Source organism: Arthrobacter sp. P1_B4, from assembly GCF_056406555.1.
Genome location: NZ_JBFTZW010000009.1, coordinates 62121 through 87582, shown reverse-complemented (window position 1 = coordinate 87582; position 25462 = coordinate 62121). Strand labels below are relative to the sequence as shown.

Annotated in this window: 24 protein-coding genes and 1 riboswitch; of the genes, 9 read left to right on the top strand and 15 right to left on the bottom strand. The window is 67.8% G+C overall.

Annotated elements, in window-relative coordinates; genetic code table 11:
- Window positions 1–7: 7 nt before the first annotated feature.
- Window positions 8–814, bottom strand: a complete 807-nt coding sequence (locus tag AC1D1W_RS06270) for a DUF1206 domain-containing protein (RefSeq protein WP_243180611.1) — start codon at window positions 812–814, stop codon at window positions 8–10.
- A 102-nt stretch (window positions 815–916) separates the two neighbouring features.
- Window positions 917–1873 carry a tRNA (guanosine(46)-N7)-methyltransferase TrmB gene (gene trmB, locus AC1D1W_RS06265; RefSeq protein WP_476943226.1) on the bottom strand — a complete coding sequence of 319 codons (957 nt, stop codon included), beginning with the start codon at window positions 1871–1873 and terminating at the stop codon, window positions 917–919.
- 137 nt (window positions 1874–2010) lie between these two features.
- On the opposite strand from trmB, the gene AC1D1W_RS06260 reads away from it, so the two are divergent.
- Window positions 2011–3282 (top strand): MFS transporter, encoded by a 1272-nt coding sequence (locus tag AC1D1W_RS06260; protein WP_439954122.1) that lies wholly within the window; start codon window positions 2011–2013, stop codon window positions 3280–3282.
- Between the two features lie 96 nt (window positions 3283–3378).
- On the opposite strand, the gene AC1D1W_RS06255 is transcribed toward AC1D1W_RS06260, so the two are convergent.
- Together AC1D1W_RS06255 and AC1D1W_RS06250 are read right to left on the bottom strand one after the other, a co-directional pair.
- Entirely contained in the window at window positions 3379–4668 is a 1290-nt protein-coding gene (locus tag AC1D1W_RS06255; protein WP_476943225.1) for an MFS transporter, read from the bottom strand.
- A gap of 24 nt (window positions 4669–4692) precedes the next feature.
- Window positions 4693–5961 carry a M20 metallopeptidase family protein gene (locus AC1D1W_RS06250; protein WP_476943224.1) on the bottom strand — a complete coding sequence of 423 codons (1269 nt, stop codon included), beginning with the start codon at window positions 5959–5961 and terminating at the stop codon, window positions 4693–4695.
- 211 nt (window positions 5962–6172) lie between these two features.
- Here AC1D1W_RS06250 and AC1D1W_RS06245 point away from each other — a divergent pair, with 211 nt between their 5' ends.
- On the top strand, window positions 6173–7204 hold the full coding sequence (locus AC1D1W_RS06245; protein ID WP_243180906.1) for an Lrp/AsnC family transcriptional regulator: 1032 nt from the start codon (window positions 6173–6175) through the stop codon (window positions 7202–7204).
- Between the two features lie 91 nt (window positions 7205–7295).
- Entirely contained in the window at window positions 7296–8750 is a 1455-nt protein-coding gene (locus AC1D1W_RS06240; protein ID WP_243180614.1) for an MFS transporter, read from the top strand.
- 162 nt (window positions 8751–8912) lie between these two features.
- On the opposite strand, the gene cycA is transcribed toward AC1D1W_RS06240, so the two are convergent.
- From cycA to AC1D1W_RS06220, 4 genes are all read right to left on the bottom strand, one after another.
- Window positions 8913–10427, bottom strand: a complete 1515-nt coding sequence (cycA, locus tag AC1D1W_RS06235) for a D-serine/D-alanine/glycine transporter (RefSeq protein ID WP_476943223.1) — start codon at window positions 10425–10427, stop codon at window positions 8913–8915.
- 562 nt (window positions 10428–10989) lie between these two features.
- Window positions 10990–11187 (bottom strand): CsbD family protein, encoded by a 198-nt coding sequence (locus AC1D1W_RS06230; RefSeq protein WP_476943222.1) that lies wholly within the window; start codon window positions 11185–11187, stop codon window positions 10990–10992.
- Window positions 11188–11402: 215 nt separating this feature from the next.
- Window positions 11403–12110: an SAM-dependent methyltransferase gene (locus AC1D1W_RS06225; RefSeq protein ID WP_243180617.1), complete on the bottom strand. Its 708-nt coding sequence runs from the start codon at window positions 12108–12110 to the stop codon at window positions 11403–11405.
- Window positions 12079–13131 carry a class I SAM-dependent methyltransferase gene (locus tag AC1D1W_RS06220; protein WP_243180618.1) on the bottom strand — a complete coding sequence of 351 codons (1053 nt, stop codon included), beginning with the start codon at window positions 13129–13131 and terminating at the stop codon, window positions 12079–12081. Before AC1D1W_RS06220 ends, AC1D1W_RS06225 begins: the two co-directional genes overlap by 32 nt.
- Before the next feature lie 215 nt (window positions 13132–13346).
- Between AC1D1W_RS06220 and AC1D1W_RS06215 the strand changes: the two genes are divergently transcribed.
- Window positions 13347–13664 carry a hypothetical protein gene (locus tag AC1D1W_RS06215; RefSeq protein WP_243180619.1) on the top strand — a complete coding sequence of 106 codons (318 nt, stop codon included), beginning with the start codon at window positions 13347–13349 and terminating at the stop codon, window positions 13662–13664.
- Between the two features lie 333 nt (window positions 13665–13997).
- Window positions 13998–15920, top strand: coding sequence for a DEAD/DEAH box helicase (locus tag AC1D1W_RS06210; RefSeq protein ID WP_243180620.1), 1923 nt, complete (start codon window positions 13998–14000; stop codon window positions 15918–15920).
- A 142-nt stretch (window positions 15921–16062) separates the two neighbouring features.
- Here the strand turns inward: AC1D1W_RS06210 and AC1D1W_RS06205 are convergent, their stop codons facing one another.
- The 6 genes from AC1D1W_RS06205 to AC1D1W_RS06180 all read right to left on the bottom strand — a co-directional run bounded on the left by AC1D1W_RS06205 (window position 16063) and on the right by AC1D1W_RS06180 (window position 20321).
- A complete protein-coding gene (locus AC1D1W_RS06205; RefSeq protein WP_243180621.1) occupies window positions 16063–16713 on the bottom strand; it encodes an MBL fold metallo-hydrolase in 651 nt (216 codons plus the stop codon).
- Window positions 16714–16734: 21 nt separating this feature from the next.
- Entirely contained in the window at window positions 16735–17745 is a 1011-nt protein-coding gene (locus AC1D1W_RS06200) for an aldo/keto reductase (RefSeq protein WP_459385749.1), read from the bottom strand.
- Window positions 17746–17922: 177 nt separating this feature from the next.
- The gene (locus tag AC1D1W_RS06195) at window positions 17923–18297 is read right to left on the bottom strand and encodes a DMT family transporter (protein ID WP_243180623.1); all 375 of its coding nucleotides are present in this window, start codon (window positions 18295–18297) and stop codon (window positions 17923–17925) included.
- A gap of 20 nt (window positions 18298–18317) precedes the next feature.
- The gene (locus AC1D1W_RS06190) at window positions 18318–18641 is read right to left on the bottom strand and encodes a DMT family transporter (RefSeq protein ID WP_028275448.1); all 324 of its coding nucleotides are present in this window, start codon (window positions 18639–18641) and stop codon (window positions 18318–18320) included.
- A gap of 9 nt (window positions 18642–18650) precedes the next feature.
- Window positions 18651–18715, bottom strand: a riboswitch (guanidine-III (ykkC-III) riboswitch).
- Window positions 18716–18738: 23 nt separating this feature from the next.
- Entirely contained in the window at window positions 18739–19500 is a 762-nt protein-coding gene (locus AC1D1W_RS06185) for a cache domain-containing protein (protein ID WP_243180624.1), read from the bottom strand.
- Between the two features lie 80 nt (window positions 19501–19580).
- Window positions 19581–20321, bottom strand: a complete 741-nt coding sequence (locus AC1D1W_RS06180) for a FadR/GntR family transcriptional regulator (protein ID WP_243180625.1) — start codon at window positions 20319–20321, stop codon at window positions 19581–19583.
- A 237-nt stretch (window positions 20322–20558) separates the two neighbouring features.
- On the opposite strand from AC1D1W_RS06180, the gene AC1D1W_RS06175 reads away from it, so the two are divergent.
- From AC1D1W_RS06175 to AC1D1W_RS06160, 4 genes are all read left to right on the top strand, one after another.
- Window positions 20559–21635: an ABC transporter ATP-binding protein gene (locus AC1D1W_RS06175; protein WP_243180626.1), complete on the top strand. Its 1077-nt coding sequence runs from the start codon at window positions 20559–20561 to the stop codon at window positions 21633–21635.
- A gap of 88 nt (window positions 21636–21723) precedes the next feature.
- Window positions 21724–22911, top strand: coding sequence for an ABC transporter substrate-binding protein (locus AC1D1W_RS06170; protein ID WP_043434485.1), 1188 nt, complete (start codon window positions 21724–21726; stop codon window positions 22909–22911).
- 68 nt (window positions 22912–22979) lie between these two features.
- On the top strand, window positions 22980–23909 hold the full coding sequence (locus AC1D1W_RS06165; protein ID WP_459385745.1) for an ABC transporter permease: 930 nt from the start codon (window positions 22980–22982) through the stop codon (window positions 23907–23909).
- A 13-nt stretch (window positions 23910–23922) separates the two neighbouring features.
- A complete protein-coding gene (locus AC1D1W_RS06160) occupies window positions 23923–24735 on the top strand; it encodes an ABC transporter permease (protein ID WP_243180628.1) in 813 nt (270 codons plus the stop codon).
- Between the two features lie 10 nt (window positions 24736–24745).
- Here the strand turns inward: AC1D1W_RS06160 and AC1D1W_RS06155 are convergent, their stop codons facing one another.
- Window positions 24746–25411 carry a HutD/Ves family protein gene (locus AC1D1W_RS06155; RefSeq protein WP_243180629.1) on the bottom strand — a complete coding sequence of 222 codons (666 nt, stop codon included), beginning with the start codon at window positions 25409–25411 and terminating at the stop codon, window positions 24746–24748.
- Between the last annotated feature and the right edge of the window lie 51 nt (window positions 25412–25462).

Genomic DNA, 25462 nt, shown 5'->3' with positions numbered 1-25462 from the left:
CGCGGGCCTACATTTTCGCGAGCTTGGCCCGCACCGCCATGTAGATGCCGTAACAGATCAGGCCTACGCCCACTGCGGCCAGCAAGTACACGCCGAACGGCTGCTCCCGCAGGGCCTTCAGGCTGCCGTCGAGCCCGGTTGACTCTTCGGGGTGTGCCTTCACCGTGGCGATGATGATGAGCAGGCCCACCAGCAGCAGGGCAAAGCCCTTGGCAACGTAGCCCACCATGCCGATCACCGTCACTGCGGTGCGCGCCTGCGGCTGGGACGGCATGCGCAGGTACTTGATGAAGGACTTCTTGAAGCCGCGGATCGCGTAGACGATCCCGGTGACGGCTACCGCGGCGCCGATGATCACCAGGAGTGCAACGCCGCCCGGTGCCTTCATGAGGTTTACGGTCATGTCGGAAGTCGACTCGCGGTTGTCGGAGCCGGCCCCGGTGGCGACCGACGCGAGCGTCAGGGCGAACGCGGTGTACACCACGGCCTGCAGGGCTGCCTTGAGTTTCTTGCCGACCTTTTTCTTGGTCGGCAGGTGCCCGAAATCGAAAATGGCGTCGGACGCCTGCCAGATGGCCAGCGCCACGCAGGCGGCAAACGATGTCCAGAGCAGCAACGGCCCCGCCGGCTGCCGGGCGAGCTCTTCCACCGCGCCGCTGACATCGGCCTGGCCCTGACCGCCCATGGCAAGCCGGATCGCGACCAGCCCGATGAGGAAGTGCAGCAACCCCGACACGGCGAACCCGGCCCGCGCTGCGATTTCGAGGGGCTTCGAATTGGTGACGTCCTCGGCGACGTCAGCAGCGTCGTTCAATTCTCGTTTGATGATCGTGTCCTTAGTACTACCCAGCGTGGTTCGTTCCGTAATCGTGCCACGCGAAGCCGCTCAACAAAAGACACCCGCGCGCCGGGGTGCCTAAATTCGGCGGTAGCTGAGGTCGAAGATCAGGCGGCCGGCTTCGTGCGCCTTGTTTTCGAAACTGGTCAGAACACGGCCCTCAAACCGCGGCGCCCACCCGCCGGTCCCGTCGACGCCCTCGTTGGGTCCGGTGTGCTCGGTGCTGACCGGCGCCCGGCCTTCCTTGACCGGTGCTCCGCCCACGCGGGACTCGACGCCGGATTCCCACACCTGGGTCAGGGGGCTGTCCGCGCCGGCGCGCTCGCCCTGGTGCAGGTTCTCGAACTCCGCCGAGCCCCCCATGACCTCGCGGACGTGAACGGCGTAGTTGGACCAGTCGGTCGCGATCCGGAAGATGCCGCCGGGCTTGATGGCCCGGGCGGCGAGATCAGCGAACGCCGGTTGAATGAGGCGGCGCTTGTGATGCCGGGACTTGTGCCATGGATCCGGGAAGAACACCCATAGTTCCGTGACGGAGCCGGCCGGGAGCATGGTGGCGAGCACCTCAGGGGCGTTCGCCTCGACAACCCGCACGTTGCTCAGTCCGCGGCTGTTGATTTTGATCAAGGTGTTGGCCAAGCCGGGGGTGTAAACCTCCACGGCCAGGAAGTCCTTGTCCGGGTTTTGCTCGGCGGCGTGGCAAACGGCGTCGCCCAGTCCGGAGCCAATCTCGACAACCAGCGGAGCCGTGCGGCCGAATTCGGCCTCTGCGTCGAACACATAGTCCGGGTGGACGGAGGTGTTTGCGACATGGCGGGGGACCTCAACCGCCCAACGGTCCGAGTGTTCCTCCCAGGCCGCCTGGCGTCGGCCCTGAAGGCGCGTGCCGCGGCGCACAAAGCTCACCGGACGGCCCCCATAGGTGCCGAACGAGGCCTGGCTGCCGGGGGTCACGGGGCGCGGCAACCGGCTCTGGTCCGGGGCGCCGGACTCCGGGTTTGCCTGCAGGCCGGGGGATTCTGGGGATTCGCTCATCCCTTCCAGAATAGTTGAGTTCGCCGGGCCCGGCCGCCCGGGGATCCCGCGGCCGCCCCGGCGGGCCGGCCGCGGAGGAGGGGTTGAGCCGCTGAGGGAGGGGTGAAGGGAAGGGGTGAAGACGCGGGGCTGCAAGAATGGGGCGGGTGACCTCAGCTGGGAAAACTGACGAGTTGGACCATTCGGCCGGCGCCGTTCTCCGGGACGGCCCCGCCGGGCCGCCCCGCGCGGCCGGCCGCCGGCAGCTCGCGTATTTGGGGATCTGCCTGGTCCTGATCGGGCTGAACCTCCGCACAGTCTTTTCGAGCTTCGCTGCGGTACTGCCGGAGGTGACGGCCGACGCCGGGCTTCCGGCCTGGGCGGTCATGGTGCTCACCACCGTCCCGGTGACGTTGCTGGGGGTGTTCGCTCCGCTCGCCCCTGGGCTGGCACGCCGGTTCGGGGCCGAACGGGTGCTGCTCGGTGCCATGGCGGTGCTCACTGCCGGGCTGCTGCTGCGGCCCGTGGAGCTGCCGGCGGCCGGCCACCTTCCGGCTCTGCTCGCCGGGACCGCCGCGTGCGGTGCCGCGATTTCACTGTGCAACGTGCTGCTGCCGGGCGTGGTCAAGCGTGACTTCCCGCATCGCCTGGGCCTCATGGGCGGCCTCTACACCACCGCGATCTGTGCCTCGGCCGCGCTCGGTGCCGGCTTCACGTTCCCGGTCTTCCGCGCGAGCGGGGAATGGACGGCGGCGCTCTGGTTCTGGGCGCTGCCGGCCGGCGTCGTCCTTCTGCTGTTCCTGCCGCCGGCGCTCCGGGCCCGTCCCGGCGGGGCGGCGCGGCCGGCCGGCGGCGTCAACGTCTGGCGTTCCGCCGTGGCCTGGCAGGTGACCGGGTTCATGGTCCTGCAGGCCATGATGTCCTTCAGCGTCTTCGCCTGGCTGGCGCCGATCCTGCGCGAACGCGGGGTGGACGGCGGCACGGCCGGCCTGATCGTCTCGGCCTCGATTGTGCTGCAGATGTTGGGCTCGCTGTTCGCGCCGGCGCTGGCCACCAGGTTCCGGGACCAGCGTGCCCTCAACACGGCGGTGGCGCTCATGACCGGCGCTGGCTTCGCGCTGAGCATCTTCGGGCCTGTGGAACTCCTGTGGCTGTGGACCGGGCTGCTCGGCCTGGGGCAGGGAAGCCTGACCGCCGCCGCGCTGACGCTGATCATGGTCCGCACCAGGGACGGGCACACCGCGGCCCACCTTTCCGGGATGATGCAGGGCGTGGGCTACGGGATTGGCTCCAGCGGCACGCTCCTGGTCGGCCAGCTGCACCAGTTCACCGGATCCTTTGCCGCGGCGGGTGTGCTGTTCATGCTGGTGGGCTCTCTTGCAGCGGTGTTCGGGTACCGGGCCGGGCGCGACCGCTACATCGGCGACTGACCCTTCCCCCTGCAAAAACGGGATGAGCCATCAGTTGTGGCTGTCCTGAACCCTCCAGAACAGCCACAACCGATAGCTCAACCGGGCCGGACCGGATCAGAGCGTGAGGTCCTTACCCTTCGTCTCCGGGATGGTGAAGACGCAGGCCGCGGAGATCGCGAGCAGCAGCACGGCGTACACAGTGAACAGCTGCGGCATCTGCACCGTGGTGCCGAGCCACTGCTGCAGATAGGGCGCGGTTCCGCCGAACACGGCCACGCAGATCGAGTAGGGCACTCCGACGCCCACGGTGCGGATGCTGGTGGGGAACAGCTCGGCGTAGACGGCCGGGACGATCGCCGCGCTGGCGGCGATGAAGATCAGCATGACGGACATGCTGACGGCCAGCTGCCAGGCGGAATCCTTCAGCAGGGCGGTCATCGGGAAGTGCATGATGCCTGCGCCGATCGCACCGGCCCACAACACTTTCTTCCGTCCGATCCGGTCCGCCAGCTTGCCCCAGAAGGGCAGCGCCGCGATGAACACGATGTTGCCGATCACGCCGGCCCACAGGGCCTCGCCCCGGTCGATCTTCAGGGCGGTGGTGGCGTAGCTGGGGGCGACGACACCCCAGATGTAGTAGATCACGGTCAGGCCGACCGTCAGGCCGATCACCTGGAGGGCCTGCTTGCGGTGGCGGACGATCTGCGGCCAGATCGGAGCGCGCTTCTCCGTCGCGGCCTCACCCTCGAAAACGTCCGTTTCGTGCAGCCGGGACCGCATGATCAGCGCGTAGAGACCCATGGCCGCGCCGATCAGGAACGGGATGCGCCAGCCCCACGCGTTCATGAGTTCAGTGCTCAGCGTCATGTTCAGCACGGCACCGAGCAGGGTTCCGAACAGGATGCCCACGGTGCCGGAGGTGTAGATCAGCGTGGCCCAGAAGCCGCGGTGTTCCTTCGGCGCCATTTCGGACAGGTACGTCTGCGACGACGGCAGCTCGCCGCCGTGGGCCAGCCCCTGGATCAGGCGCGCCACCAGGAGCGTGAGCGATGCCCAGACGCCGACGGCCGCGAACGTCGGAGCGATGCCGATCATCAGGCTGCCCACCGACGCCAGCCCCACGGCCAGGGTCATGGAAGCCTTCCGGCCGATCCGGTCACCGATCCAACCGAACAGGAAGCCGCCGAAAGGGCGGGCAACGAAGCCGACGGCGAAAATCGCCAGCGTGGACAGCACCGCGGACGCAGGATCCGACTTGCTGAAAAGCTGGCTGGCGATGAACGGCGTGAACGTGGCGTAGATCGCCCAGTCATACCATTCGACGGCATTGCCGATGCCGGTGCCGACGAGCGTCTTGCGGGTGGATGTTCGGGTTGCCGCCGGCGTGATCGTGGCTGCAGTCATGGTCTTCTCCCTCGGGGGTGCGGGTTAGGAAAGGGCGGAGGCCGCGGCAACCGTGTTGGCCGCGGCAGGAGCGTCGGCGGCCGCGAGTGCGGCCAGCCTTGAGATGGCGAGCTCGGCGTAGAGTGCGGCGCCGTCAGCCAGCACGCCGTCGTCGAACGTGGCGTACGGGGAGTGGTTGAACGCGGAGGTGGCATGGTCGGCGTCCCGGGGGACGGCGCTCAGCCCGATGAACGTGCCGGGGACCTCGGCCAGAACCCGCGAGAAGTCTTCGGAGCCGCTCAGCGGGGTGGCCCAGCGGGAGAGCCGGGAGTCGCCGAACAGGCCCGCAATGACGTTCTCCGCGGTGTGCGTTTCGTCCTCGTCCGTGATGGTCAGCGGATACTCCTGCTGGTAGTCGACATCGACGTCCAGGCCGTGTGCCGCCGCGATTCCCTTCAGCAGCCGCGGCACGGCGTCCATCATTTTCTGCCGGGCTTCCTCGGAGAAGGTCCTGATGGTGGCCTCGATGCGTGCGGTTTCCGGGATGATGTTGCGCTTCGTGCCGGCCTGGAGGACCCCCACGGAGAGGACTACGGGGTCGAACATGTTGAACTGGCGGGTGATCATGACCTGGAGGGCGGTGACCATCTCGGCGGCCGCCGTGACGGGGTCCTTGGCCGAGTGCGGGGCCGACCCGTGGCCGCCGGCGCCGAGCACGGTGACCACCAGGCCGTCGGAGGAACTCAGCATGACGCCGGGCTTGGTGCAGAACGTGCCGTACGGTTCCAGGGCGGAAAACACGTGCATGCCGTAGGCGGCGTCCACACGCCGGCCGGCGGCATCCAGCACGCCTTCGCGGATCATGTGGCTCGCGCCGTCGAAGCCTTCCTCGCCGGGCTGGAACATCAGGACGACGTCGCCGGCCAGCTGGTGCCGGCGTTCGGCCAGGAGGGTGGCGGCCCCTGCCAGCATGGAGGTGTGCAGGTCGTGGCCGCAGGCGTGCATGGCGCCGTCGATCCTGGACGTATAGTCCACGCCCGTCTTCTCCTGCACCGGCAGGCCGTCCATGTCAGCGCGCAGCAGCACCGCCGGGCGCGAGCCCCCTTCGGTCCCGGGCCCCTGGCCCCGCAGTACTGCGGTGACCGACGTCGTCTCCTGGCCCAGGGCGATCTCGTAGGGAAGCCCGTCCAGGGCCTTGAGCACCTTTTCCTGGGTGCGGGGCAGCGCCAGGCCGATCTCGGGTTCCCGGTGCAGTTCATGGCGGAGCCGGGCAAGGTCCGTCTGCATTTCCCGGGCATCTGCGGTGATCGGCACGTGTTCTCCTTGTTTGTCGGTTGTCGTTTGTCGTTTGTCGAACATCGCCTGGTTGGCGACTGGCTTGTTTTTCGAAGTTCCTTGGTTCACGTCCGGCGGGGACGTCCTGCGTCTATTCTCAAGTGACACAGTTCACACCCGCCCGAAGGCCAGAAAAAATGCACGAATAGACTGTTGCCGCAGGTTTCGTGCATGGATGAAGGGAAGAATGATGGAACTCAGCGAGGACGATCTCGCGCTGATCAACGTCCTGCAGATTGCCCCGCGGCTGAGCTGGGCGGATGCGGCGCAGGTGCTGGGCGTGCACGCCACCACCCTGGCCGCCCGGTGGGAGCGGCTGTTGGACTCTGGCGTGTCCTGGATCACCGCTCACCTGATCGGTGACCCCCAGCAAATGTGCCTGGCATTCGTCGCTGTGGACTGCGAAATGCACCGGCGCGAGGAAGTCACCGCCAGGCTCGCCGAGATGCCGGAAATCGTCACGGTGGAGGAGGCAGCCAGCCACCGGGACCTCATGCTGACCGTCATTACGCCCTCCCTGGACGATTTCAGCCTGAAAGTCATCTCGCGGCTGAAGGAGATTGACGGCCTCCTCAAATATCAGACCGCCCTGTGCACCAGGCTGCACGCGAGCGGCGGCTCCTGGCGGCTGAACGTGTTGAGCCGCGCGCAGCAGGCCGCCGTGCGGGCGTTGGCCGGCCCCGAGGCCACCGGGGTTGCCCAGGCTGCCGCCCGGGAAGCGCTGCCGGAAAGCCACCTGGCGCTCCTGCCGTTCCTGGCCAGGGACGGGCGGGCCACGGCGGCAGACATCGCCCGCGGCCTGGGCAGGCACCCGGCCACCGTCCAGCGCCAGCTCAACCGTGTGCTCGCCAGCGGCATCCTGTCATTCCGGTGCGAGGTGGCCCAGAAACTCTCCGCTTTCCCCGTGACCTGCCAATGGTTCGTCAACGTCCCGGCCGGGCGGCACGAGGCAGCCGCCGCGGAGCTGAGGACCATGCGGAACGTCCGGCTCAGCGCCTCCACCACGGGGCCAACGAATTTCGTGATCATCATGTGGCTGCAGTCCCTGGCGGACGTCATGAACATCGAGGTGGCGCTGCAGCAAAAAGTGCCCGGGATCGAGCTCGTGGAAAGCGTCGTCATGCTGAGCACCGTCAAGCGTGTGGGCTGGATGCTGAACCCGGACTCCAGGGCCAGTGGCGCCGTCGTGGTTCCTGCCCAGGGGTTCGACGAGGCGGACTGACGGCGGCGGACCGGCAGCTGATAAGCCGAACGGCCAGCTGATAAGCCCACAGGAGGGCGGGCTGCGGGGGTCCGGTTGTAAGCTGTGGCACGTGCCCCAGACCGACCCGCCCCCTCACCAGGAGTCCCGTCCGAAAGCCGTCCCGGAATCGGCCGGCATCTTCCACCGCAGCTACCTGTTGGTGACCCTCGGCGCCTGCGCACTGGTGTTCCTGGCGGCCTTCGAGTCGCTGGCGGTGACCACCATCATGCCGCTCGTCAGCCGGGAACTGGATGGGGCGGGACTCTACGCCTTGGCCTTCGCCGGGCCGCTCGCCACCGGGGTGATCGGGATGGTGGCCGCGGGCAGCTGGTCGGACCGCAAGGGGCCGGTGGCGCCGCTCCTGGCCGCAGTGGGCATGTTCGTGCTCGGCCTGCTCATCGCTGGGACCGCCGGAACCATGCCGGTCCTCGTGTCCGGACGGCTGGTGCAGGGACTCGGCGGGGGCGGGCTTACCGTGGCCCTGTACGTGGTGATTGCCCGGGTCTACCCGCCGGTCCTGCATCCGAAAATTTTCGCCGCCTTCTCCGCGGCCTGGGTCATCCCGTCCCTCGTGGGACCGTTCGCGGCCGGCGCCGTGGCCCAACTGGCCGGCTGGCAGTGGGTCTTTCTCGGCGTGGTCGGGCTCGTGGTGCCGGCCCTGCTCCTGACGGCCCCGGCTCTGCGCGGCCTGAACGGCAGCACGGGCGGCGCCGACGGAGATTCCCCGGCCGCTGAGCCAGGGTCCCGCGGCCGTCCGCCGGGAGGCCTTGTCAAGTTGGCGCTGGCGGCACTGGCGGCGCTCGCCGTGCTGGGCCTGAACCTGTCCGCAGCGGTACCGGTCGCCGGCGGGGTGCTGGCGGCGGCCGCCGTCGCCGTCGCGCTCCTGGCCGTCCGTCCCCTCATGCCGCGCGGAACGCTGACCGCCCGGCGCGGCCTGCCGAGCGTGATCCTTACCCGCGGCCTGGCATCCGCGGCGTTTTTCGGCGCCGAGGTCTACCTGCCGTACCTGCTCGTGGAACGCTACGCCTTCGCCCCGACATTTGCTGGCCTCACGCTCACCGGCGGCGCCATCGCCTGGGCGGCGGCATCGGCCATCCAGGGCAGGCTGGGGACCCGGCTGGAGCACCGGAGGGCGGTGCGGATTGGATCGGCCATGGTCCTTGGCGCCGTCGTCCTGGCCTTCGTGACCACGGTACTGGCCTGGCCGGCCGCGGTCGCGATCGCGGGATGGATCTTCGCGGGGGGCGGCATGGGCCTGATGTATCCGCGGCTGAGCGTCATGACCCTGGCGCTCTCCACCAAGGACACCGAGGGTTTCAACAGTTCGGCGATGTCCATTTCGGATTCCCTCGGCGGTGCCCTGGCCCTCGCCGGCACCGGGATCGTGTTCGCAGCGTTCGCGACGGCGGCGCCGTCGGCGTCGTTTGCCGGGGTGTTCGCGCTGACGGCGGTGATCGGGATCGCCGCCGTGGCCGTCGCGCCGCGCGTCGCCGTCGTCCCGGCCGCCGTCACCAAACGCTCGTAGCGGCAACCACTAGAACGGGCACAGCACCTTGATGCGCCCTGCACCATAAAAAGCGCTGCACCATAACAAGCACTGCACAGGAGCCCCGGCCGGATGATCCGGCCGGGGCTCCTGTGCGTCAGCGCTCCTTTGTTTCAGCGCTCCGTTGTTTCCGCGCGGGGATCAGGCAGACGCGCGGGCTCCCTCCTGCGAGCGGACGGCCTTCCATTCCACAATCCGGGCCTGCTGCAGCGGGGACGTGCGGTTGAAGTGCCAGGCCGCGCCCAGCAACAGGAACCACACGGGCGCCACGAAGAGTGCCAGCCGGGTGTCGTCGGCCTGCCCCAGGGCCACCAGCATGAACACGAAGAAGGCGAGCACGACGTACGGCATGAAGGCGGAGCCGGGCATCTTGAAGGACGACGCCTCGTGCAGGGCCGGCCGGCGGCGGCGGAAGACGATGTAGCTGACCAGGATCATGGACCACACAAACATGGTCAGCACGGACGCCACGGAAGTGACCACCGTGAACGCGCCGATCACGGAGTCGCCGGAGTAGAGCAGGACCAGGCCGGCCAGCAGGAAGATGCAGGAGAACAGCAGCGCGTTCTGCGGTACTTTGCGGACGCTGAGCTTTCCGAACGCTTTGGGCGCGTTCCCGTCCTGGGCGAGGCCGTAGACCATCCGGGAGGTTGAGTAGATTCCGGAATTGGCGCTGGAGGCGGCGGAGGTCAGGACCACAAGGTTAATGACCACCGCGGCGATCCCCAGCCCGGCGAGGGTGAACATGCCGATGAACGGGCTGCTGGCGGGGTCGATGGTGCGCCACGGATTGACGGCCATGATGACCACCAGGGCGCCCACGTAGAAGAGGAGGACGCGGACCGGGATGGAGTTGATGGCGCGCGGCAGGTTCTTTTCCGGGTCCTTGGTTTCGGCGGCGGCGGTGCCCACCAGTTCGATTCCGGCGAAAGCGAAGATGGCGATCTGGAAGCCGAGGACGAAGCCGAACATGCCGTGCGGGAACATGCCGCCGTCGTTCCACATGTTGGCGAGGTTGGCTTCCGCGCCGTTCGGGGACGTGAAGTGGGTGGCGATCATGACCGCGCCGGTGACGATCAGGGCCACGATGGCGACCACCTTGATGATGGCAAACCAGAACTCCGCTTCACCGAATGCCTTCACGGTGGGGAGGTTCAGGAGGATCAAGACCACGGGCGTGAGCAGCGCAGGGATCCACAGGGGCGTGCCGGGAGCGAGCTTGTCCACGTAGCCGGAAATGGCGACGATGTCCGCCACCCCGGTGACCACCCAGAAGAACCAGTAGGACCATCCGGTGAAGAAGCCGGCCCACGGCCCCAGCAGGTCACCGGCGAAGTCGCTGAAGGACTTGTAGTTCAGGTTGGAGAGCAGGATCTCGCCCATGGCACGCATCACGAAGAACAGCATGAAGCCGATGATCATGTAGACGAAGATGACGGAGGGCCCGGCGAGCGAGATGGTCTTCCCGGACCCCATGAACAGGCCGGTGCCAATCGCGCCGCCGATGGCGAGCAGCTGGATGTGGCGGTTGCCGAGGGCCCGTGCGAGGTGCGGCTCGCGGTCCCCGGAGTCACCGCTGGCGGAGGCGGCAGTTCCAGTTTGGGCAATGTCAGATTCTGCAGTGGCCGGAGCGGCCGTGGTGGTGCGTTCAGACATGAGGCTTCTTCCTTGTCACAGGCGGTCGCCGGCGGGGGTTCCACAGTGCGGGCCGCACGGATCCGTCAGAGTGTGACGGAGGTAACAGTTTTGGCGGGTAGATCAAGGTTAGGGCCGGTATTTCGTGGTCCCTGTTGTCGGAGCGGTCCGCGTATGTGGTCCGGCTGGTCGGTGGGGTGCCGCCGCGCTCCCGGCGGGACGAGGCTCCCGGAAGGCGCGGGAACCGGCAATCTTCGCGGACTCTGGGGGAGGACGCGACGTCGGCACAGTCGCCCGGTGCGGGCGCTGGCACCGCTTTTCCGTGGATCGCCCGCCCGCAGGCAGGCTCGACAACTGTCGACCATCTTAGCTTCAGTTGTCGTCCGCTGTCTTTTGTCACATTTTTTCGCGGCAGCGGCCGCGGAGGGCCGCCGCTAGCTTTCCGCAGCGTTGGCCGGCTCGGGCCGGCCCTGCACAACAGAATGGCCCCGCCTTGGGCGGGGCCATTCCTTGCAGAGCTCAGCTGCGGCGCAGCCCAGTTGGGCAGTCCAGTTGCGCCCGCTACTCCTTGGCGAAGCCGTCCTTAACCTTCAGCGGCCCTGATGGCTCCGATGTCGGCGGCGTCCTTGACGCGGTCGCGGGCCTCCGACAGCTTGGGCCGGGCCTGCTCATGTTGGCCATCGCGCTTGAGGTCCTCATTGCCAGTCACCGTGCCGGTACCTTCTGTGGCTGCACCGATATGGTGGATGACCGTGAGTTTGGCCTTGCCGTCGAATCCCATGATGTTCCCTTCCCCTGATTGCTAGGTCATGCGGTGTTGCTGTAGGTCCACAGGGCGGCCAACGGGCGCGGTCAGTTCCAGCCACATTGGGGATTCGGAACAGAACCCGAAGTGGATGGCCCGGCAGTGTATCGATTTCGGGGGTGGGTCAGCGACGGCGTCCGTGATCCCGGGGATGCTCCCTCGACCGATTGCCCGACAGGCCGTTGGGCCGTCTACTGGGCGGCCAGGCGCGTGGCCCGCAGCACGGCATCCGTGAGGGACACTGCCTCGCCGTCGGGCCCGACGGCGCTGCGACGCCGGCTGTCCAGGACCTCGGCACGCCACAGCGGCTCCTCGATCCGGAGTTCCCGGGCAAGGTCCTCGGCGGTGAAGAACTTCTCCGGAGTATGGTGCGCGCCCCACGGAGGCAGCCCGTCGGGGTGATGGCCGACGATCAGCAGCGTCCCGCCGGTCCGCACCGCGGCCGCGGCGAGCTGCAAAGCCTGCTGCCACGGCATCTGGGTGGAATGCAGGAACTGGGCCGTGACGAGGTCGAACAACCGGTCCGGGACCCAGGTGGCAAGATCCTGCTGCACCCACTCGATGGCGGCGTCCTGGCCCCGTTCCCGGGCGTGGGCGGCCGCACGCTCCAGGGCGACGGCGGAAACGTCCAGGCCCGTCACGCTCCAACCGCGGGCAGCAAGCCACATCGCGTCCGCGCCCTCGCCGCACCCCAGGTCCAGAGCCTCGCCGGCAGGAAGGTCCGCCACCTCGGCAACGAGTTGCGGATTCGGCTCCCCGCTCCACATCCTGGACCGGCTGCTGTACTTTTCATCCCACATCCGGGCTGCGGAACCGGGCGCCGCATCCTCGACGGCCGCATGTTCGGCTGTGTCATGCTCGTCGGCGTCATGCTCGTGGCTGTGGCTGCGTTTTGTCATGGTTCCCCTCATCACGGCGGTTCGCCGGGTTTCGCTGTTTGTTTTCAGGCACGACGGCGGTGACGAACCCTCCCGGCGCGGACCGCCGTCGGGTCTCCTTGCCGAAATTCCTGTGCTCCTCAAGCACCAGTCCGAAGCCCCCAACAAAGTCCGCGGCGCTTTTCCTGGCCGGGGGAGTGTTGTCGATCCCAAAGGTCAGGGGCTCGCCGACGAATCTCGCGGTAGCCCGCGCATACCGCATGTAGGGCGATCCCGAGGTGATCGTTTCCCTCGAAAAGTAGTCGAAGGCCACGATGCTGCCCGGGGCGGTGCCGGCGATCCTGCGCAGCGTCGCCTCGACGGAGGCGCGGTCCAGGTACATGGTCACCGCTTCCCAGAGGAACAGTGCGGGCCGGTTCGGGTCGAAACCGGCAGCGAGCAGCTTCTCCATCCAGTCCTCGGTCTCGAAATCGGCGGGTACGTACGTGGCCAGGCGCGTGGAGAGGCCCGCCTTTTCGAGCATCGCGAGTTTGAAAGCCTGGGTCCGGGGCAGATCGAGTTCAAAGCAGCGCACCCGGTCCCCGGGCGCCAGCCGGAACGCCCGGGTGTCGAATCCCGCTCCGAGGATTACGAGCTGGTCGATGCCGCCGCGATGCCTTTGAACGGCCGCGTCATAGAGGCTGGTCCGTGCTGTCGGCTGGTGGCGCATCGGTGCCCGCCCCGGGTACGGATAGCGGTAGAGCCTGGGCACGTAGCCCGTGATCAGGTGGGCGGCGAGCGTGGGGGCGGTCTCCATCTGGATGCCAGTCGCGGACACGTTCGGCAGAACGGCCATGAGCCGGGCCGCGGGGACGTCCGGCCGTGTCCCCAGACGGTGCTGCATCCAGCGCGTGTAGAGGGATGCGAGCAGCGTGGCCGACGTGCCGGTGCGCCGGCTGTAGGCAAGCATCCCGGGGACGGATGTGATGTAGCCGGCCGCACTCAAGGGAAACAACGCCAGCTGGATGACCCGAAACAGGCCAGCGGAGACTATTCGCGGCATTGCGTGCGACTCCCCTCACGGCCCGCCCGTCGCGCGGCCCTTCCCGCCCACCATGGTCCTCCCGGACGTAACGGCGGTCAATAGACCGTCCGGGCTTCCGTCCGGGCGCCGCGCAGGCGGACGGACACGTGGAAATCACGCTCCGGAAACCATTCTGAAACTTGCGTCATGAATGCTGGGCACAAGACATTGAACGCTGGGGAAGGGCAATGACCATGGACGTTGACGAAGCACGGCAGATCCGCAGCTCGGCCGAGTTGAACGTGGGGGACGAGATCGAGGCGTGGCACAACGGGAAGCTCTTCCACCGGGGCCCGGTGACCCAGACCGTCACAGGCGTGGACCTGTTCTGGATCCTGGATGCCCGGACGGGGACCCGCCGCCTCATCGACGCCGAGGCGCTCGTGATCCTGCGGCCGGCTGGCCCGGGACCGGCCAAAACGCCGTCACGGGCGGCCGTCAACACATCCGCTCATGCACCGGCCCAGTCGTCCCACATGCCGCTGTTCCAAGCCCCCAGCATGGCGGGCTAGGGGCCGGGCCGGCCGTCACGGATACGGGGCCCGGGCATCCTGGGTGGTAGACTACTAAAACTTGATGTGCAGTGATGCCCACTTTTGATTTGGTTGACCGGCTTCGGTCCATCAGCCGGATTCCTTCGGGAATCCGCACGCAGGCAGTGGGATTTTTTCATGTGAGAGGCACATCCTGCGTCGATGAACGCGTTCCATTTGGTCCCGGCGGCCGCTTGCTGAAGTTTGGCAGCAGCCCGGTTGATCACCTGACTTTTCTTCGGCGAACCCTTGAGCCAACCGGCATCGGGGGCCGATATCCGCACGGATACCGCCTGAAAGACTTTGAAACACATGACTACATTTGCTGCCCTCGGCACGCCCAAAGCACTTGCCGACACCCTGACCGCACAGGGGATCGTGGAGCCCTTCCCGATCCAGGTCAAGACCCTTCCCGACACCCTGTCCGGACGCGACGTCCTGGGCCGCGGCCGCACCGGCTCCGGCAAGACCATCGCATTCGCCATCCCGCTGGTGGCACGACTCGCAGAGCGCGAAGCCAAGCACTTCCGCAAGCCCGGCCGCCCGATGGGCCTGGTCCTGGCGCCCACCCGCGAGCTGGCCACGCAGATCAACGCGACCATCGAGCCGATGGCCAAGGCCATGGGCCTGACCACCACCGTGATCTACGGCGGCATCTCCCAGGCCCGCCAGGAAAAGGCCCTGCGCGCCGGCGTCGACATCGTCATCGCCTGCCCGGGCCGCCTGGAGGACCTGATCCGCCAGCGCATCCTGACCCTCGAAGCAGTCGAGATCACCGTCCTGGACGAGGCCGACCACATGGCCGACCTTGGCTTCCTCCCGGTGGTCAAGAAGCTCATGGACATGACCCCCACCCAGGGCCAGCGCCTGCTGTTCTCCGCCACCCTGGACAACGGCGTGGACAAGATCGTCCAGCGCTACCTGTCCAACCCGCTGACCCACTCCGTGGACGACCCGCAGGCCGCGGTGACCACCATGGAACACCACGTGCTGGTGGTCAACGACCAGACCGTCAAGAAGCAGCTGATCGTCGAGCTCGCCTCCGGCGCCGGCCGCCGCGTACTCTTCATGCGCACCAAGCACCACGCCCGCAAGCTGGCCAAGACCCTGACCGACGCCGGCATCCCCGCCGTCGATCTGCACGGCAACCTCTCGCAGAACGCCCGTGACCGCAACCTGGCCGAGTTCTCCTCCGGCGATGTCCGCGTCCTGGTGGCCACCGACGTCGCGGCCCGCGGCGTCCACGTCGACGACGTCGAACTGGTCATCCACGTGGATCCGCCCACGGAGCACAAGGCGTACCTGCACCGCTCAGGCCGTACGGCCCGCGCCGGTTCCGACGGAACCGTGGTCACGCTGACCCTGCCCGAGCAGCAGTCCGACGTCAAGAAGCTGATGAAGGCTGCCGGCGTCGAGGTCAACTTCGAGCGCGTCACCGCCAACTCCCCGCTGGTTGCTGAACTGGTCGGCGAAATGGCCGACAAGATCGATCCGCGCACCCGCGCCGCGCTGCTGGCCGCCAAGGCCGCACAGCACGGCGGCGGTAGCTCCACCGGTGCCAACGCCGAGCGCAAGCGCGCCCGCCGCACCACGCAGGCTGCACCCACTGCGGGTGGCCGTGGTGGCCGTGGCGGACGCGGACGCGTCGGAGCCGAGGCTCCCCGCACCGATCTGCCGCGCGCCGAGCGCCGCGCTGTAGCCTATGAAGGCCAGGCTGCTGCCCGCAACGCTGCTGAGCGCGTTGCGGAGAAGAACGAGGACCGCGCGGAGGCCGAGCGCGCCGAGCGCCGGAATGCGCGTGGCCGCGGCCGCACCACCGCCTACGCGCACCACAACGATGTTCCGGCAGCCGGCGGTCGTGCCGCGGCCGGCCGTGGTTCGGACGGACGCGCCGCCGAGGGACGCAGCGACGCCCGGGGCGCTTCGGCTCCCCGCAGCGGAGCACCCCGCACAGGTGGCGCTCCCCGCTCCGGTGGCGCACCCCGCATCGGCGCTTCGACCGGCGGCCAGCGCAGCGGACGCCCGGCAACCGGCCAGCGTGCAGCTGCCGGCGCCAAGTCCGCTGGCAGCAAATCCGGTGGCAGCGCTGCTGTTTGGTCATCCAACACAGGTGGCACCTCGGGCGGATCCTACGCCGGCGGCGGCAATGGCCGTTCCGGCGAAGGACGTCCGGCCCGCGGCTCCGGCCCCCGCCGCGCGTCGGCTCCGGCCTCGAACGAACGCCGCAGCCGCTAATCCCCAACCGCTCCCTAACCTCGCAAGCTCGGTCAGGGAACCCGGCGGTCGTGGCCCCAGCTAACCACCATCGAGTGCTCCGTAACTGCCGTTTAAAGGGTTCATAACGGCAGTTCTGGAGCACTCGATGAGGTTTCAGGCCCTACCAGCCGCGGGCGCGCCACTCTTCCAGGTGCGGCCGTTCCGCGCCGAGGGTGGTGGGCTGGCCGTGTCCCGGGTGCACCACGGTGTCATCCGGATATACATCGAACAGCCGCTCGCTCACATCGGTGATCAGCTGGGCAAAGCGCGCCGGATCCTTCTGTGTGTTGCCTACCCCGCCGGGGAACAGCGAGTCGCCGGAAAAGATGTGGGCCGGGCCCTCGGGGTCCTGGTACACGAGGGCGATCGAACCCGGTGTGTGGCCGCGCAGATGTACAGCCGTCACGTCGAAGCCGTCGAAGTTGCCGACGTCCCCGTGATCCAGCAGTACATCCACCGGCACCGGCAGCTCCGGGGCATCCTCTGTCCCGGCCGCCGTTTTCACACCGGTGGCTTCCACCAGGCCCGGCAGCGCCCGGACATGGTCCCAGTGCTGGTGGGTGGTGGCAACCAGCGCCAGCTTCGGCGTCGCGGAAGTATCCGCGGCGGCGTCCGCGAGCAGCCCTTGGATGGCGGCCAGATCATCGGCCGCATCGATCAGGAGCTGCGCGCCGGAGGCCCTGGCCGTGAGCAGGTAAACATTGTTGTCCATCTCGCCGACCGAAATCCGGCGGATGGTGATGTCACGTAAAGAGTGAATGAGCGAGTCCATGGGCATCAGTCTACGGAGCCGCTATTCACGGCCCTGGGACACCCAGTTGGGGTCCGCGGCGCGGGAACCGACGACGGCGTCCGCGGCGGACTCGAGCGTCCTCAGTTGCGCTGCGGTGAAGTCGAGGGCCAGGGCGCCCAGGTTTTCGTCGATCCGGTCCGCCTTGCGGGTGCCGGGAATGGGGACCACGGGCAGTCCCAGCTGGCGGCCCCGCGCAAGCAGCCAGGCCAGCGCCACCTGGGCAGGAGTTGCAGCCTGCCCGGCAACGCTCAGTTCCGCAGCGACCGCCTGCACGGCCGCCACCACGCCCTGGTTGGCGCTGGCAGCATCCGCGGCGAAACGCGGGATGTTGCGGCGGAAGTCGTTGCTGCCCAGCGTCGAGGCGTCCACGGTGCCGGTGAGGAATCCCCGGCCCAGCGGCGAATACGGCACAAATCCCACCCCGAGTTCGGCGGCGGCGGGCACCACGTTGCGTTCCACGTCGCGGCTCCAGATGGACCATTCGCTCTGGACCGCGGCGATCGGGTGGACGCGGCTGGCGTCGCGCAGCTCCTCGGCCGTCACCTCTGACAGGCCCAGATGCCGCACCTTGCCGGCCTGTACCAGCCCCGCCATGGCCTCCACGGTTTCCACTATCGGAACGCGGAGGTCACGGCGGTGCAGGTAGTACAGGTCAATGGTGTCGGTGCCCAGCCGTTGCAGGCTGCGGTCCACGGCCTGCCGCACGTAGGCGGCGTCGCCGCGGATGTCCGTGTAGCCGGCCGACGGTGTGCCCACGAGGCCGAACTTGGTGGCCAGCTGGACTTCGCCGCGGCGTTCCTTGAGCAGCCGCGCGATCAGCTCCTCGTTGCTGCCGCCGCCGTAAATGTCCGCCGTGTCGATGAAGCTGACGCCGGCGTCCACCGCGTGATGCAGGGTCCGCAGGGCCTCGGCCGGGTCCACCTCGCCGTAGACGGGGGTCAGGGCCATGCCGCCGAACCCCAGGGGGCTGACCATAAGGCCGTCGCCGAGCCGGACTGTTGCTGCCGTCATCTTGGTCTCCATTCGCGCACTGAATAGTTCCGTAGGACTTCCGTCCCTGCCAAGAACCCCAGGATGCGCGCGGCTATTCCGGCCCCTGTTATCGGCCGGGCAGACGATTCTCCCCACCTTTGACTGTTGCGCGGCCGGCACGACGGCGCGCCGCAGGGGACACGCCGTCGTACTGCCCTAAACGTGGGGAATTTCCGCGGGGGAGGCCGGCTGGACAGCGCTTTGTGCCGGTTCCTTTGCCGGCAGGAGCTTCAGGCCCGCCGCGCAGCCGACGATCCCGGCGATGAACAGCAGCTTGAGCGGACTGGCCGGTTCGACGCCGGTGGCCATCGCCCAGACGACCGTCAGTGCGGCGCCGATCCCCACCCAGATGGCGTAGGCGGTGCCGAGCGGAATACGCTTCACGGCCAAGCCGAGCCCCACCATGCTGAGGGTGGCCGTCACGGCGAACACGAGGGTCGGCAACGGGCGGGAGAACCCGTCGGACAGGCCCAGTGCCGTGGCCCAGACTGCCTCCAGCACAGCGGAAGCGAGCAGGATCATCCATGACATTGCAGCTGGTTTCACCATGGTCACGCCACCAGCTTCAGACCGGCGACGCTCGCGGCAATCCCGCCAAGAAGCAAGATCCGTGCCGCGGTCGGGCGCTCAACTTTGGCGGCTATCGCGTAGCCGGACGTCAGGACGACGCCGACCCCCACCCACACGGCGTAGGCCGTTCCGGTTGGGATGGACTGCATGGCGACGGCGAGCCCGCCGGTGCTGGCGAGGACGGAAACGAGGAAGACGAGGGCCGGGACAAGCCGGCGGCGGCCCCTGGCCTGGGCGGTCCGGTGCAGGGCGGCGGCCCAAACGGCCTCCAGCGCCCCGGAAAGAATGAGTATTAGCCACGACATGACAGCTCCTGTGGCCAGTCTTGTCGCGTGCCGGGTACTGAACCGTCGTCCGGAGGCCTGGAAGAGGGCCTTGGCCTCCAAGTTTAGCAAATCGGCATCAGAGCCCGACGGCGTCGCTGCAGAGAGTGAACGTGCGCCCCACGGGGTACTGCGCGCACGGCTCGTTCGGCGCGGTCAGGTCGCCGGCGTCGATATCGGACGCCGCCGACACGATGGCCCGGCCGTCGGCATTGGCCAGTGTGGCCCGGCCGCCGATCCGCCGCAGCGCCGCCATGGCTCCGCGTTCCAGGCGCTGAACTGTCACGTCGATGCCCACGATTCCCGCGACCGGGCCGTCCGGGCGGGTAAACACCGGGTGCGTGAAGGTCAGGACGTACTCGTCGGTGCAGAGGAAATCCACGTAGGGCCCGGTGACGTGGGCCCGTCCTGTTTCCACGGGGATCCGGAACCATTCGGCCTTGACGTAGCGGCTGATGGAGTTGGGACTGAAGTTGGCCAGCGCGTCGACGTGCTCCAGATCCGGGCCCTGCCACCAGGCGATATAGCTGCGCTCGGGCCCGAGCAGCCCGGCGTTGGCGATGAACCCCGCTCCGGCCGCGTAGCCGCCGGGCAGCTGCACCAGTTCCTCGACCACCGGACGGATGAGCTTGTCCACGGCCGTGCCGGTGACTTTGCCGGACATGGCGGCCAGGGCGGCCCCGGTGTCAGCGGCCCATTCCGTCAGGCGGTGCTCGATGCCGGCGATGGTGGCGTCGAGTTCGGCTGCGGCCAGCTGGGCCGCCTTCCCAACATCGCCGGGTTCGGCCGGCGCTGCCATGGACGCTGTGGTGGGGCCTGCGGTGGAGGTGGTTTCGGACATCGGTGCTGCCTTAGCTCGAAGGTGCCGGACATTTGCGGTCAAAAGTTGGCCACGATCGTGGCTCCGGGATGCGGGTGCGGTCAATAGCTTTTGGCCTGTTCGGTCAGCAGCCAGTCGGTGGTGGCGGAGATGAGGGCCTTGACCCCCGTTTCGGCGGCCCCGGGATCGTGGGTCTCGATGGCGGCTGCCACGTCACCGAGGATCACGGCGGTGCGTCCGCGGTAGCCGGTGTCGGCGCAGGGCAGCAGGGTGAGGGTGCCGAGATCTGCCTGCAGCCGGATGAGCTCCCGGGCAAGCCGGGCCGAGCGGGCGATGGCCGCGACTTCCAGCAGGAACTCCGAGAGGGCCAGACGCCAGCTCAGCGGGTCATCGTCCGCTGCGGGGATGAACGAGCGCAGCGTGGCGATGTCGGCGGCGTCGGAGCGGCGGGCCGCCACGCCCGCGCAGGCCGCGGCGATCGCCTGGTAATGCAGCGCGAGGTCCCTGATCTGCAGCCGGCTCAGCTCATGCAGTTGCGCCAGGGCCCGTTCCCGGGAGGGCAGCACGTCGTCGGCGATGAAGCTTCCGCCGCTGCGGCCGCGCGCGGTCCGGATGATTCCTGAGGCACGCAGCTGGGAGAGTGCCTCCCGTGCCGTTACCGCGGACACTCCGAGGGCCGCGGCCAGCTCGGTTTCGTTCGGCAGCCGCTGGCCGCTGGTGAGCAGCCCGGTCTCCACGGCCTGTTCGATCCGGCCGCACACTTCATCGACAAGCCCGCGTGATTTGATCGGCGTGAACACCGCCGCCAGGCTCCGGGAGGCGCCCGTGGGCGACAACACCATTCGGGCCTCCCTTCCCTCCGGCGGTATCCGCCCTGCCCCGGCCGTGCATCCGTGCGGCTTCCGCGGTGTCGCCGCGCGCCGCCCGGGCTGATGACATCCTAATCCGGGCTTTGCCGGAGGGTCTATACACAAAACCTATGGAGTAATAGCATTTGGCCCAGCAGCCCAGTGTGGACTGGAGCACATTCGGCTGCGTGGTTCCTGTGGACGATCCGGCAACGGAGTAAGGCGCACCCCATGACCGAAACACTGGCCGCCGGCACCTCGACCGGAAACGAAGAGGTTCCGGCGATCCGTCTGCGTAAGCTCACCAAGGTCTTCGGGGACACCGTCGCGGTAAATGGCGTGGACCTGGACATCCGCCACGGGGAATTCTTCTCCATGCTTGGCCCGTCAGGCTCCGGCAAGACGACGGTCCTGCGCCTGATCGCCGGCTTCGAGCTGCCGACGTCCGGAACTATCGAACTCGAGGGCAAGGACGTCACGGCCATGGCGCCCTTCCAGCGGGACGTCAACACCGTATTTCAGGACTACGCGCTGTTCCCGCACATGTCCCTGGTGGACAACGTCGCCTATGGGCTGCGGGTGCGCGGCATGCACGGGAACCGGCGGCGGGAGCGGGCCAGGGAAGCCTTGGACCGCGTCCAGCTCGGGAAGTTCCTCGGCCGCAAACCCGCCCAGCTCTCCGGCGGCCAGCGGCAGCGCGTTGCCCTGGCCCGGGCGCTGGTGGTCGAGCCCAAGGTCCTCCTCCTGGACGAGCCGCTCGGTGCCCTGGACCTCAAGCTCCGGCAGCAGATGCAGGTCGAACTCAAGGAATTGCAGCGCTCGCTGGGTATCACCTTCATCTTCGTCACCCACGACCAGGAGGAGGCCCTGACCATGAGCGACAGGATCGGTGTGTTCAACAACGGCGGCATCGAACAGATCGGCACCGCGCACGAAATTTACGAGCGCCCGGGCGGCATCTTCGTGGCCAACTTCGTCGGCACCTCCAACATTTTCGACGCCGGCCAGGCCCAGGCCATCTATGGCCGGCCGGAGCCGCTGTGCATCCGTCCCGAGCGGCTGCGCGTCGCCTGGACCGGCGAACCGGAGCACCGTTCCGGCACCACCTCCCGGCCCGGGACAGTGACGTCGTTCGTATACGTCGGGCACGCCACCCAGGTGCGGGTGCAGCTCGACGGCGGACCTGCCGTCGTCGCGCTCGTTCCGGAAAAGCTGCCCGGCAGCGACACCGATCTGGTGAACGGGCCCGTCACAGTCAGCTGGGACGACGACGCCGTCGTTTGGCTTCCGGTCCCCGGCACTACCTGACGCCGGGCCATGCCGGGCGGGGTTGCCGTCCGTGCCGCGGCGCAGCGTTCCAGTCCAGAGTTTTTCTCCACAGCGAAAGGTACGGATCATGGCACCAGGAACTAAGGCCTCCCTCGTAGTCGGGGTGGTTGCAGCCGCAGCCCTCGCGCTGTCGGCCTGCGGAACCAGCGGTGGATCGGGTTCTGCACAGTCGGCGCAGCCGGTCAAGACCGAGATCGGCACCGGTGAAGGCCAGGTGTCCATCCTCGGATGGCCCGGCTACGTCGAGGATGGCAGCAACGACCCGGCCGTCGACTGGGTGCATCCGTTCGAACAGGAAACCCAGTGCAAGGTCAGCTTCAAGCCGTTCGGCACCTCGGACGAGGCCGTGACGCTCATGCGCACGGGGCAGTACGACGTTATCTCGGCCTCCGGGGATGCATCGCTGCGCCTGATCGCCGGCCAGGACGTGCAACCGGTCAACATGAGCCTGCTGAAGAACTACCCGGACATCTACCCGTTCCTGAAGGACAAAGCCTGGAACACCGTCAACGGCGTCAACTACGGAATGCCCCACGGCTGGGGCGCCAACCTGCTGATGTACTCCACGGACAAGGTCACCCCGGCGCCCGCCTCCTGGAGCGCGGTGTTTGACGACGCCGCCAAGAACACCGGCAAGGTCACGGCCTACGACTCGCCCATCTACATCGCCGATGCCGCCATGTACCTCATGGCCCATAAGCCGGACCTCGGCATCAAGAACCCCTATGCCCTCGACAAGGACCAGCTGACCGCGGCCGTTGACCTGCTCAAGCAGCAGCGCACGCACATCGGCGAGTACTGGAGCGACGTCGTCAAGGAGGTCCAGGCTTTTACGTCCGGGAGCACCGTGGTCGGCACCACCTGGCAGGTGGGGGCCAACATCGCGACGGCAGACGGCGCCAAGGTCGCAACCCTCGTCCCGGACGAGGGCGCCACCGGCTGGTCGGACACTTGGATGATCGGCTCCAAGACCAAGAACCCGAACTGCGCCTACAAGTGGCTCGACTACATCGCCAGCCCCAAGGCGAACGCCCAGGTGGCGGAGTACTTTGGCGAATCGCCAGCCAACGCGAAAGCCTGCGAGCTGACCAAGGATCCCAACCACTGCCAGACGTACCACTCAGGTGATGCGGCCTACGCCGACAAGATCTGGTTCTGGACCACACCGGTGGCCGAGTGCCTCGATGGCCGCAAGGACGTCAAGTGCACCGACTATTCGGAATGGACCAAGGCCTGGACGGAAATCAAGGGCTGATTCCGGCTCTGCCGCACCAAACCCGCAACAACGAGCCGGCCCCGGGGGCCGGCAGAGATTAAGGCGAGATGGCACTTCATACGCAACAGCTGCCGCCCGGGGCGCCCGGCGATGCCGGGGCCGTGCCGCGGGCGAAAACCAACGCCTTCTCGGCGTTGCTGCACCGCTCGCCCCGGCTGAGGCTGGCGGCCCTGCTCACCGCACCGGCGGGCTGGCTGGTGCTGGTGTACATCGCCGCTTTGGCGGCACTGCTTATCACCGCGTTCTGGACCGTGGACACCTTCACCGGGGAGGTGTCCACGGTCTGGACCACGGAAAACATCGTCACGGTCCTGACCGATCCGGTGTATCAGCGGATCACCCTGCGGACATTGTGGATCGCCGTGGCGGTCACCGTGATTGACATGATCCTGGCACTGCCCATCGCGTTCTTCATCGCCAAGGTCGCTCCCGCCCGCTGGGAGAAACTGCTCGTGGTGGCCGTGCTGATGCCGCTGTGGGCAAGCTACCTGGTCAAGGCCTACGCCTGGCGGAATGTTCTGTCCGAGGGTGGGTTGCTGGAGTGGCTGGGGGCCCCGATCGGACTGTCCTCGCCGGGTTACGGCGAAACCGCCGTCATCCTAACCCTGTCCTACATCTGGCTGCCGTACATGATCCTGCCGATCTACGCGGGCTTTGACCGGGTGCCCGACTCCCTGCTGGAGGCCTCCGGGGACCTGGGCGCGAAGCCGCTCACCACCATGCGCCTGGTCATGCTTCCGCTGCTGGTCCCCTCCATCATCGCGGGCACGATCTTCACGTTCTCCCTGTCCCTGGGCGACTACATCACTGCGCAGATCGTCGGCGGGACCACCCAGATGCTGGGCACCGTGATTTACGCCAACGTCGGAGCGGCCAACAACCTGCCGTTCGCCGCCGCGGTATCGCTGGTGCCGATCGCCATCATCATGTTCTACCTTTTCGTCGTCCGCCGCACCGGCGCCCTGAACAGCCTGTAGTGCGAGGAGCATCATGAGACTTTCCCGTAGCGCCAAGGTGGTCCTGGGCATTGTCACGGCGCTGGTGTTTTTGTTCATCTACACACCGCTGCTGCTGGTGGTGGTGAACTCGTTCAACGCGGACCGGACTTTCGGCTGGCCGCCCAAGGGCTTCACACTGGAATGGTGGGGCAAGGCCTTTGACTCGCCCGGCGTCAGGGACGCCGTCGTGTCCTCCCTGTGGGTGGCGGTCGTATCGACCATCATTTCGCTGGTGCTGGGGACGCTGCTGGCGATCTCATTGCAGCGCTACGAGTTCTTCGGCCGCGACGTCATCAACCTCCTGGTCATCCTGCCCATCGCGTTGCCAGGGGTTGTCACGGGCATCGCGCTGAACAACATGTTCACCACGATCCTGGGCGTCCCGCTGAGCCTGTGGACGGTGGTGATCGCCCACGCCACGTTCTGCATGGTGACGGTGTTCAATAACGCCATTGCACGGCTCCGCCGCACCAGCGCCGGCCTCGAGGAAGCCTCTGCCGACCTCGGCGCCGGTGTTTTCACCACGTTCGGCCTGGTGACTTTCCCCCAGCTCCGCTCCGCGCTTCTGGCCGGCGGCCTGCTGGCCTTCGCGCTGAGCTTCGACGAGATCATCGTTACCACGTTCACGATCGGGGCCGGCGAGACCACGCTGCCGATCTGGATCCTGCAGAACCTCTTCCGTCCGAACCAGGCGCCCGTGGTCAATGTCGTGGCGGTCGTGCTGATCGTGGTCTCGATCGTCCCGATCTGGCTCGCGCAGCGGCTGTCCGGGGACTCGGTGCGTGTCAGCGGCGCCCGGGTGTAGGCGGACAGCGCTATACGGTGCCGGGTTCCGCAGGGTCGATCGAGATGACAGCCAGGAATCCGCGGCCCAGGATTTCCGGCGTCGCGGTATCGGCGCCGACGACGGCGTCGTAACGGTTCAGCTCGACGCGCTCCGGCTCGGGGGCGGCGACGGCGGCCGGCCCGGTGGGAAGGCTGCCGGCAGTCCCGGGGCTGGCCGTCCCCTGCCCCTGCAGGAGGATGCCGAGTTGGCCCGCGAACACCGGATGGGCGCGCTTCTTGGACAGCTCGATGATGGAGGTGTAGCCCTTGAAGGCGCCGTTGCGGGTGATGACGTTCAGATCCCGGATGTCGCCGGTGGGCAGCGCCCCCGCCGAGTCCGCGTCGCCGGAGAACCGGAACGGCCGGTACTTCTCCAGCGGATGCTCGGCCCCGTCCACGCTCAGCAGCAGCAAGTCGCCGTCAACCACCGTCAGTACACGGTCCATTCCGGCGTAGGCGGAGAAGGGGCCCGCTTTGGAGACTTCGGCAATGCTGACGCGCCAGTCCCAGGCGTTGTCCTGCCCTGTATCTTGCGGAGCGGTCTGCGGGCCGGTCTGCATGGACGGGGTCCGTGGATGGCGCGCCACTTCGCGCGTCACCCCGCCGCCGTTGCGCCAGGGGTGGGCTTTGAGCTCGGCATAGCGGATGATCTCCATGGCCTCAGCCTATCGGCCCGTTTCCGGGGACGGCGCTCGCGCCGACGCCGC

Excerpts from the sequence above, each read along its gene's own strand:
- trmB (WP_476943226.1), bottom strand. The coding sequence starts at position 1,873 with ATGAGCGAATCCCCAGAATCCCCCGGCCTGCAGGCAAACCCGGAGTCC.
- AC1D1W_RS06260 (WP_439954122.1), top strand. The coding sequence starts at position 2,011 with ATGGGGCGGGTGACCTCAGCTGGGAAAACTGACGAGTTGGACCATTCG.
- AC1D1W_RS06255 (WP_476943225.1), bottom strand. The coding sequence starts at position 4,668 with ATGACTGCAGCCACGATCACGCCGGCGGCAACCCGAACATCCACCCGC.
- AC1D1W_RS06245 (WP_243180906.1), top strand. The coding sequence starts at position 6,173 with ATGGAACTCAGCGAGGACGATCTCGCGCTGATCAACGTCCTGCAGATT.
- cycA (WP_476943223.1), bottom strand. The coding sequence starts at position 10,427 with ATGTCTGAACGCACCACCACGGCCGCTCCGGCCACTGCAGAATCTGAC.
- AC1D1W_RS06230 (WP_476943222.1), bottom strand. The coding sequence starts at position 11,187 with ATGGGATTCGACGGCAAGGCCAAACTCACGGTCATCCACCATATCGGT.
- AC1D1W_RS06225 (WP_243180617.1), bottom strand. The coding sequence starts at position 12,110 with ATGACAAAACGCAGCCACAGCCACGAGCATGACGCCGACGAGCATGAC.
- AC1D1W_RS06220 (WP_243180618.1), bottom strand. The coding sequence starts at position 13,131 with ATGCCGCGAATAGTCTCCGCTGGCCTGTTTCGGGTCATCCAGCTGGCG.
- AC1D1W_RS06215 (WP_243180619.1), top strand. The coding sequence starts at position 13,347 with ATGGACGTTGACGAAGCACGGCAGATCCGCAGCTCGGCCGAGTTGAAC.
- AC1D1W_RS06210 (WP_243180620.1), top strand. The coding sequence starts at position 13,998 with ATGACTACATTTGCTGCCCTCGGCACGCCCAAAGCACTTGCCGACACC.
- AC1D1W_RS06205 (WP_243180621.1), bottom strand. The coding sequence starts at position 16,713 with ATGGACTCGCTCATTCACTCTTTACGTGACATCACCATCCGCCGGATT.
- AC1D1W_RS06200 (WP_459385749.1), bottom strand. The coding sequence starts at position 17,745 with ATGACGGCAGCAACAGTCCGGCTCGGCGACGGCCTTATGGTCAGCCCC.
- AC1D1W_RS06195 (WP_243180623.1), bottom strand. The coding sequence starts at position 18,297 with ATGTCATGGATGATCCTGCTCGCTTCCGCTGTGCTGGAGGCAGTCTGG.
- AC1D1W_RS06190 (WP_028275448.1), bottom strand. The coding sequence starts at position 18,641 with ATGTCGTGGCTAATACTCATTCTTTCCGGGGCGCTGGAGGCCGTTTGG.
- AC1D1W_RS06185 (WP_243180624.1), bottom strand. The coding sequence starts at position 19,500 with ATGTCCGAAACCACCTCCACCGCAGGCCCCACCACAGCGTCCATGGCA.
- AC1D1W_RS06180 (WP_243180625.1), bottom strand. The coding sequence starts at position 20,321 with ATGGTGTTGTCGCCCACGGGCGCCTCCCGGAGCCTGGCGGCGGTGTTC.
- AC1D1W_RS06175 (WP_243180626.1), top strand. The coding sequence starts at position 20,559 with ATGACCGAAACACTGGCCGCCGGCACCTCGACCGGAAACGAAGAGGTT.
- AC1D1W_RS06170 (WP_043434485.1), top strand. The coding sequence starts at position 21,724 with ATGGCACCAGGAACTAAGGCCTCCCTCGTAGTCGGGGTGGTTGCAGCC.
- AC1D1W_RS06165 (WP_459385745.1), top strand. The coding sequence starts at position 22,980 with ATGGCACTTCATACGCAACAGCTGCCGCCCGGGGCGCCCGGCGATGCC.
- AC1D1W_RS06160 (WP_243180628.1), top strand. The coding sequence starts at position 23,923 with ATGAGACTTTCCCGTAGCGCCAAGGTGGTCCTGGGCATTGTCACGGCG.
- AC1D1W_RS06155 (WP_243180629.1), bottom strand. The coding sequence starts at position 25,411 with ATGGAGATCATCCGCTATGCCGAGCTCAAAGCCCACCCCTGGCGCAAC.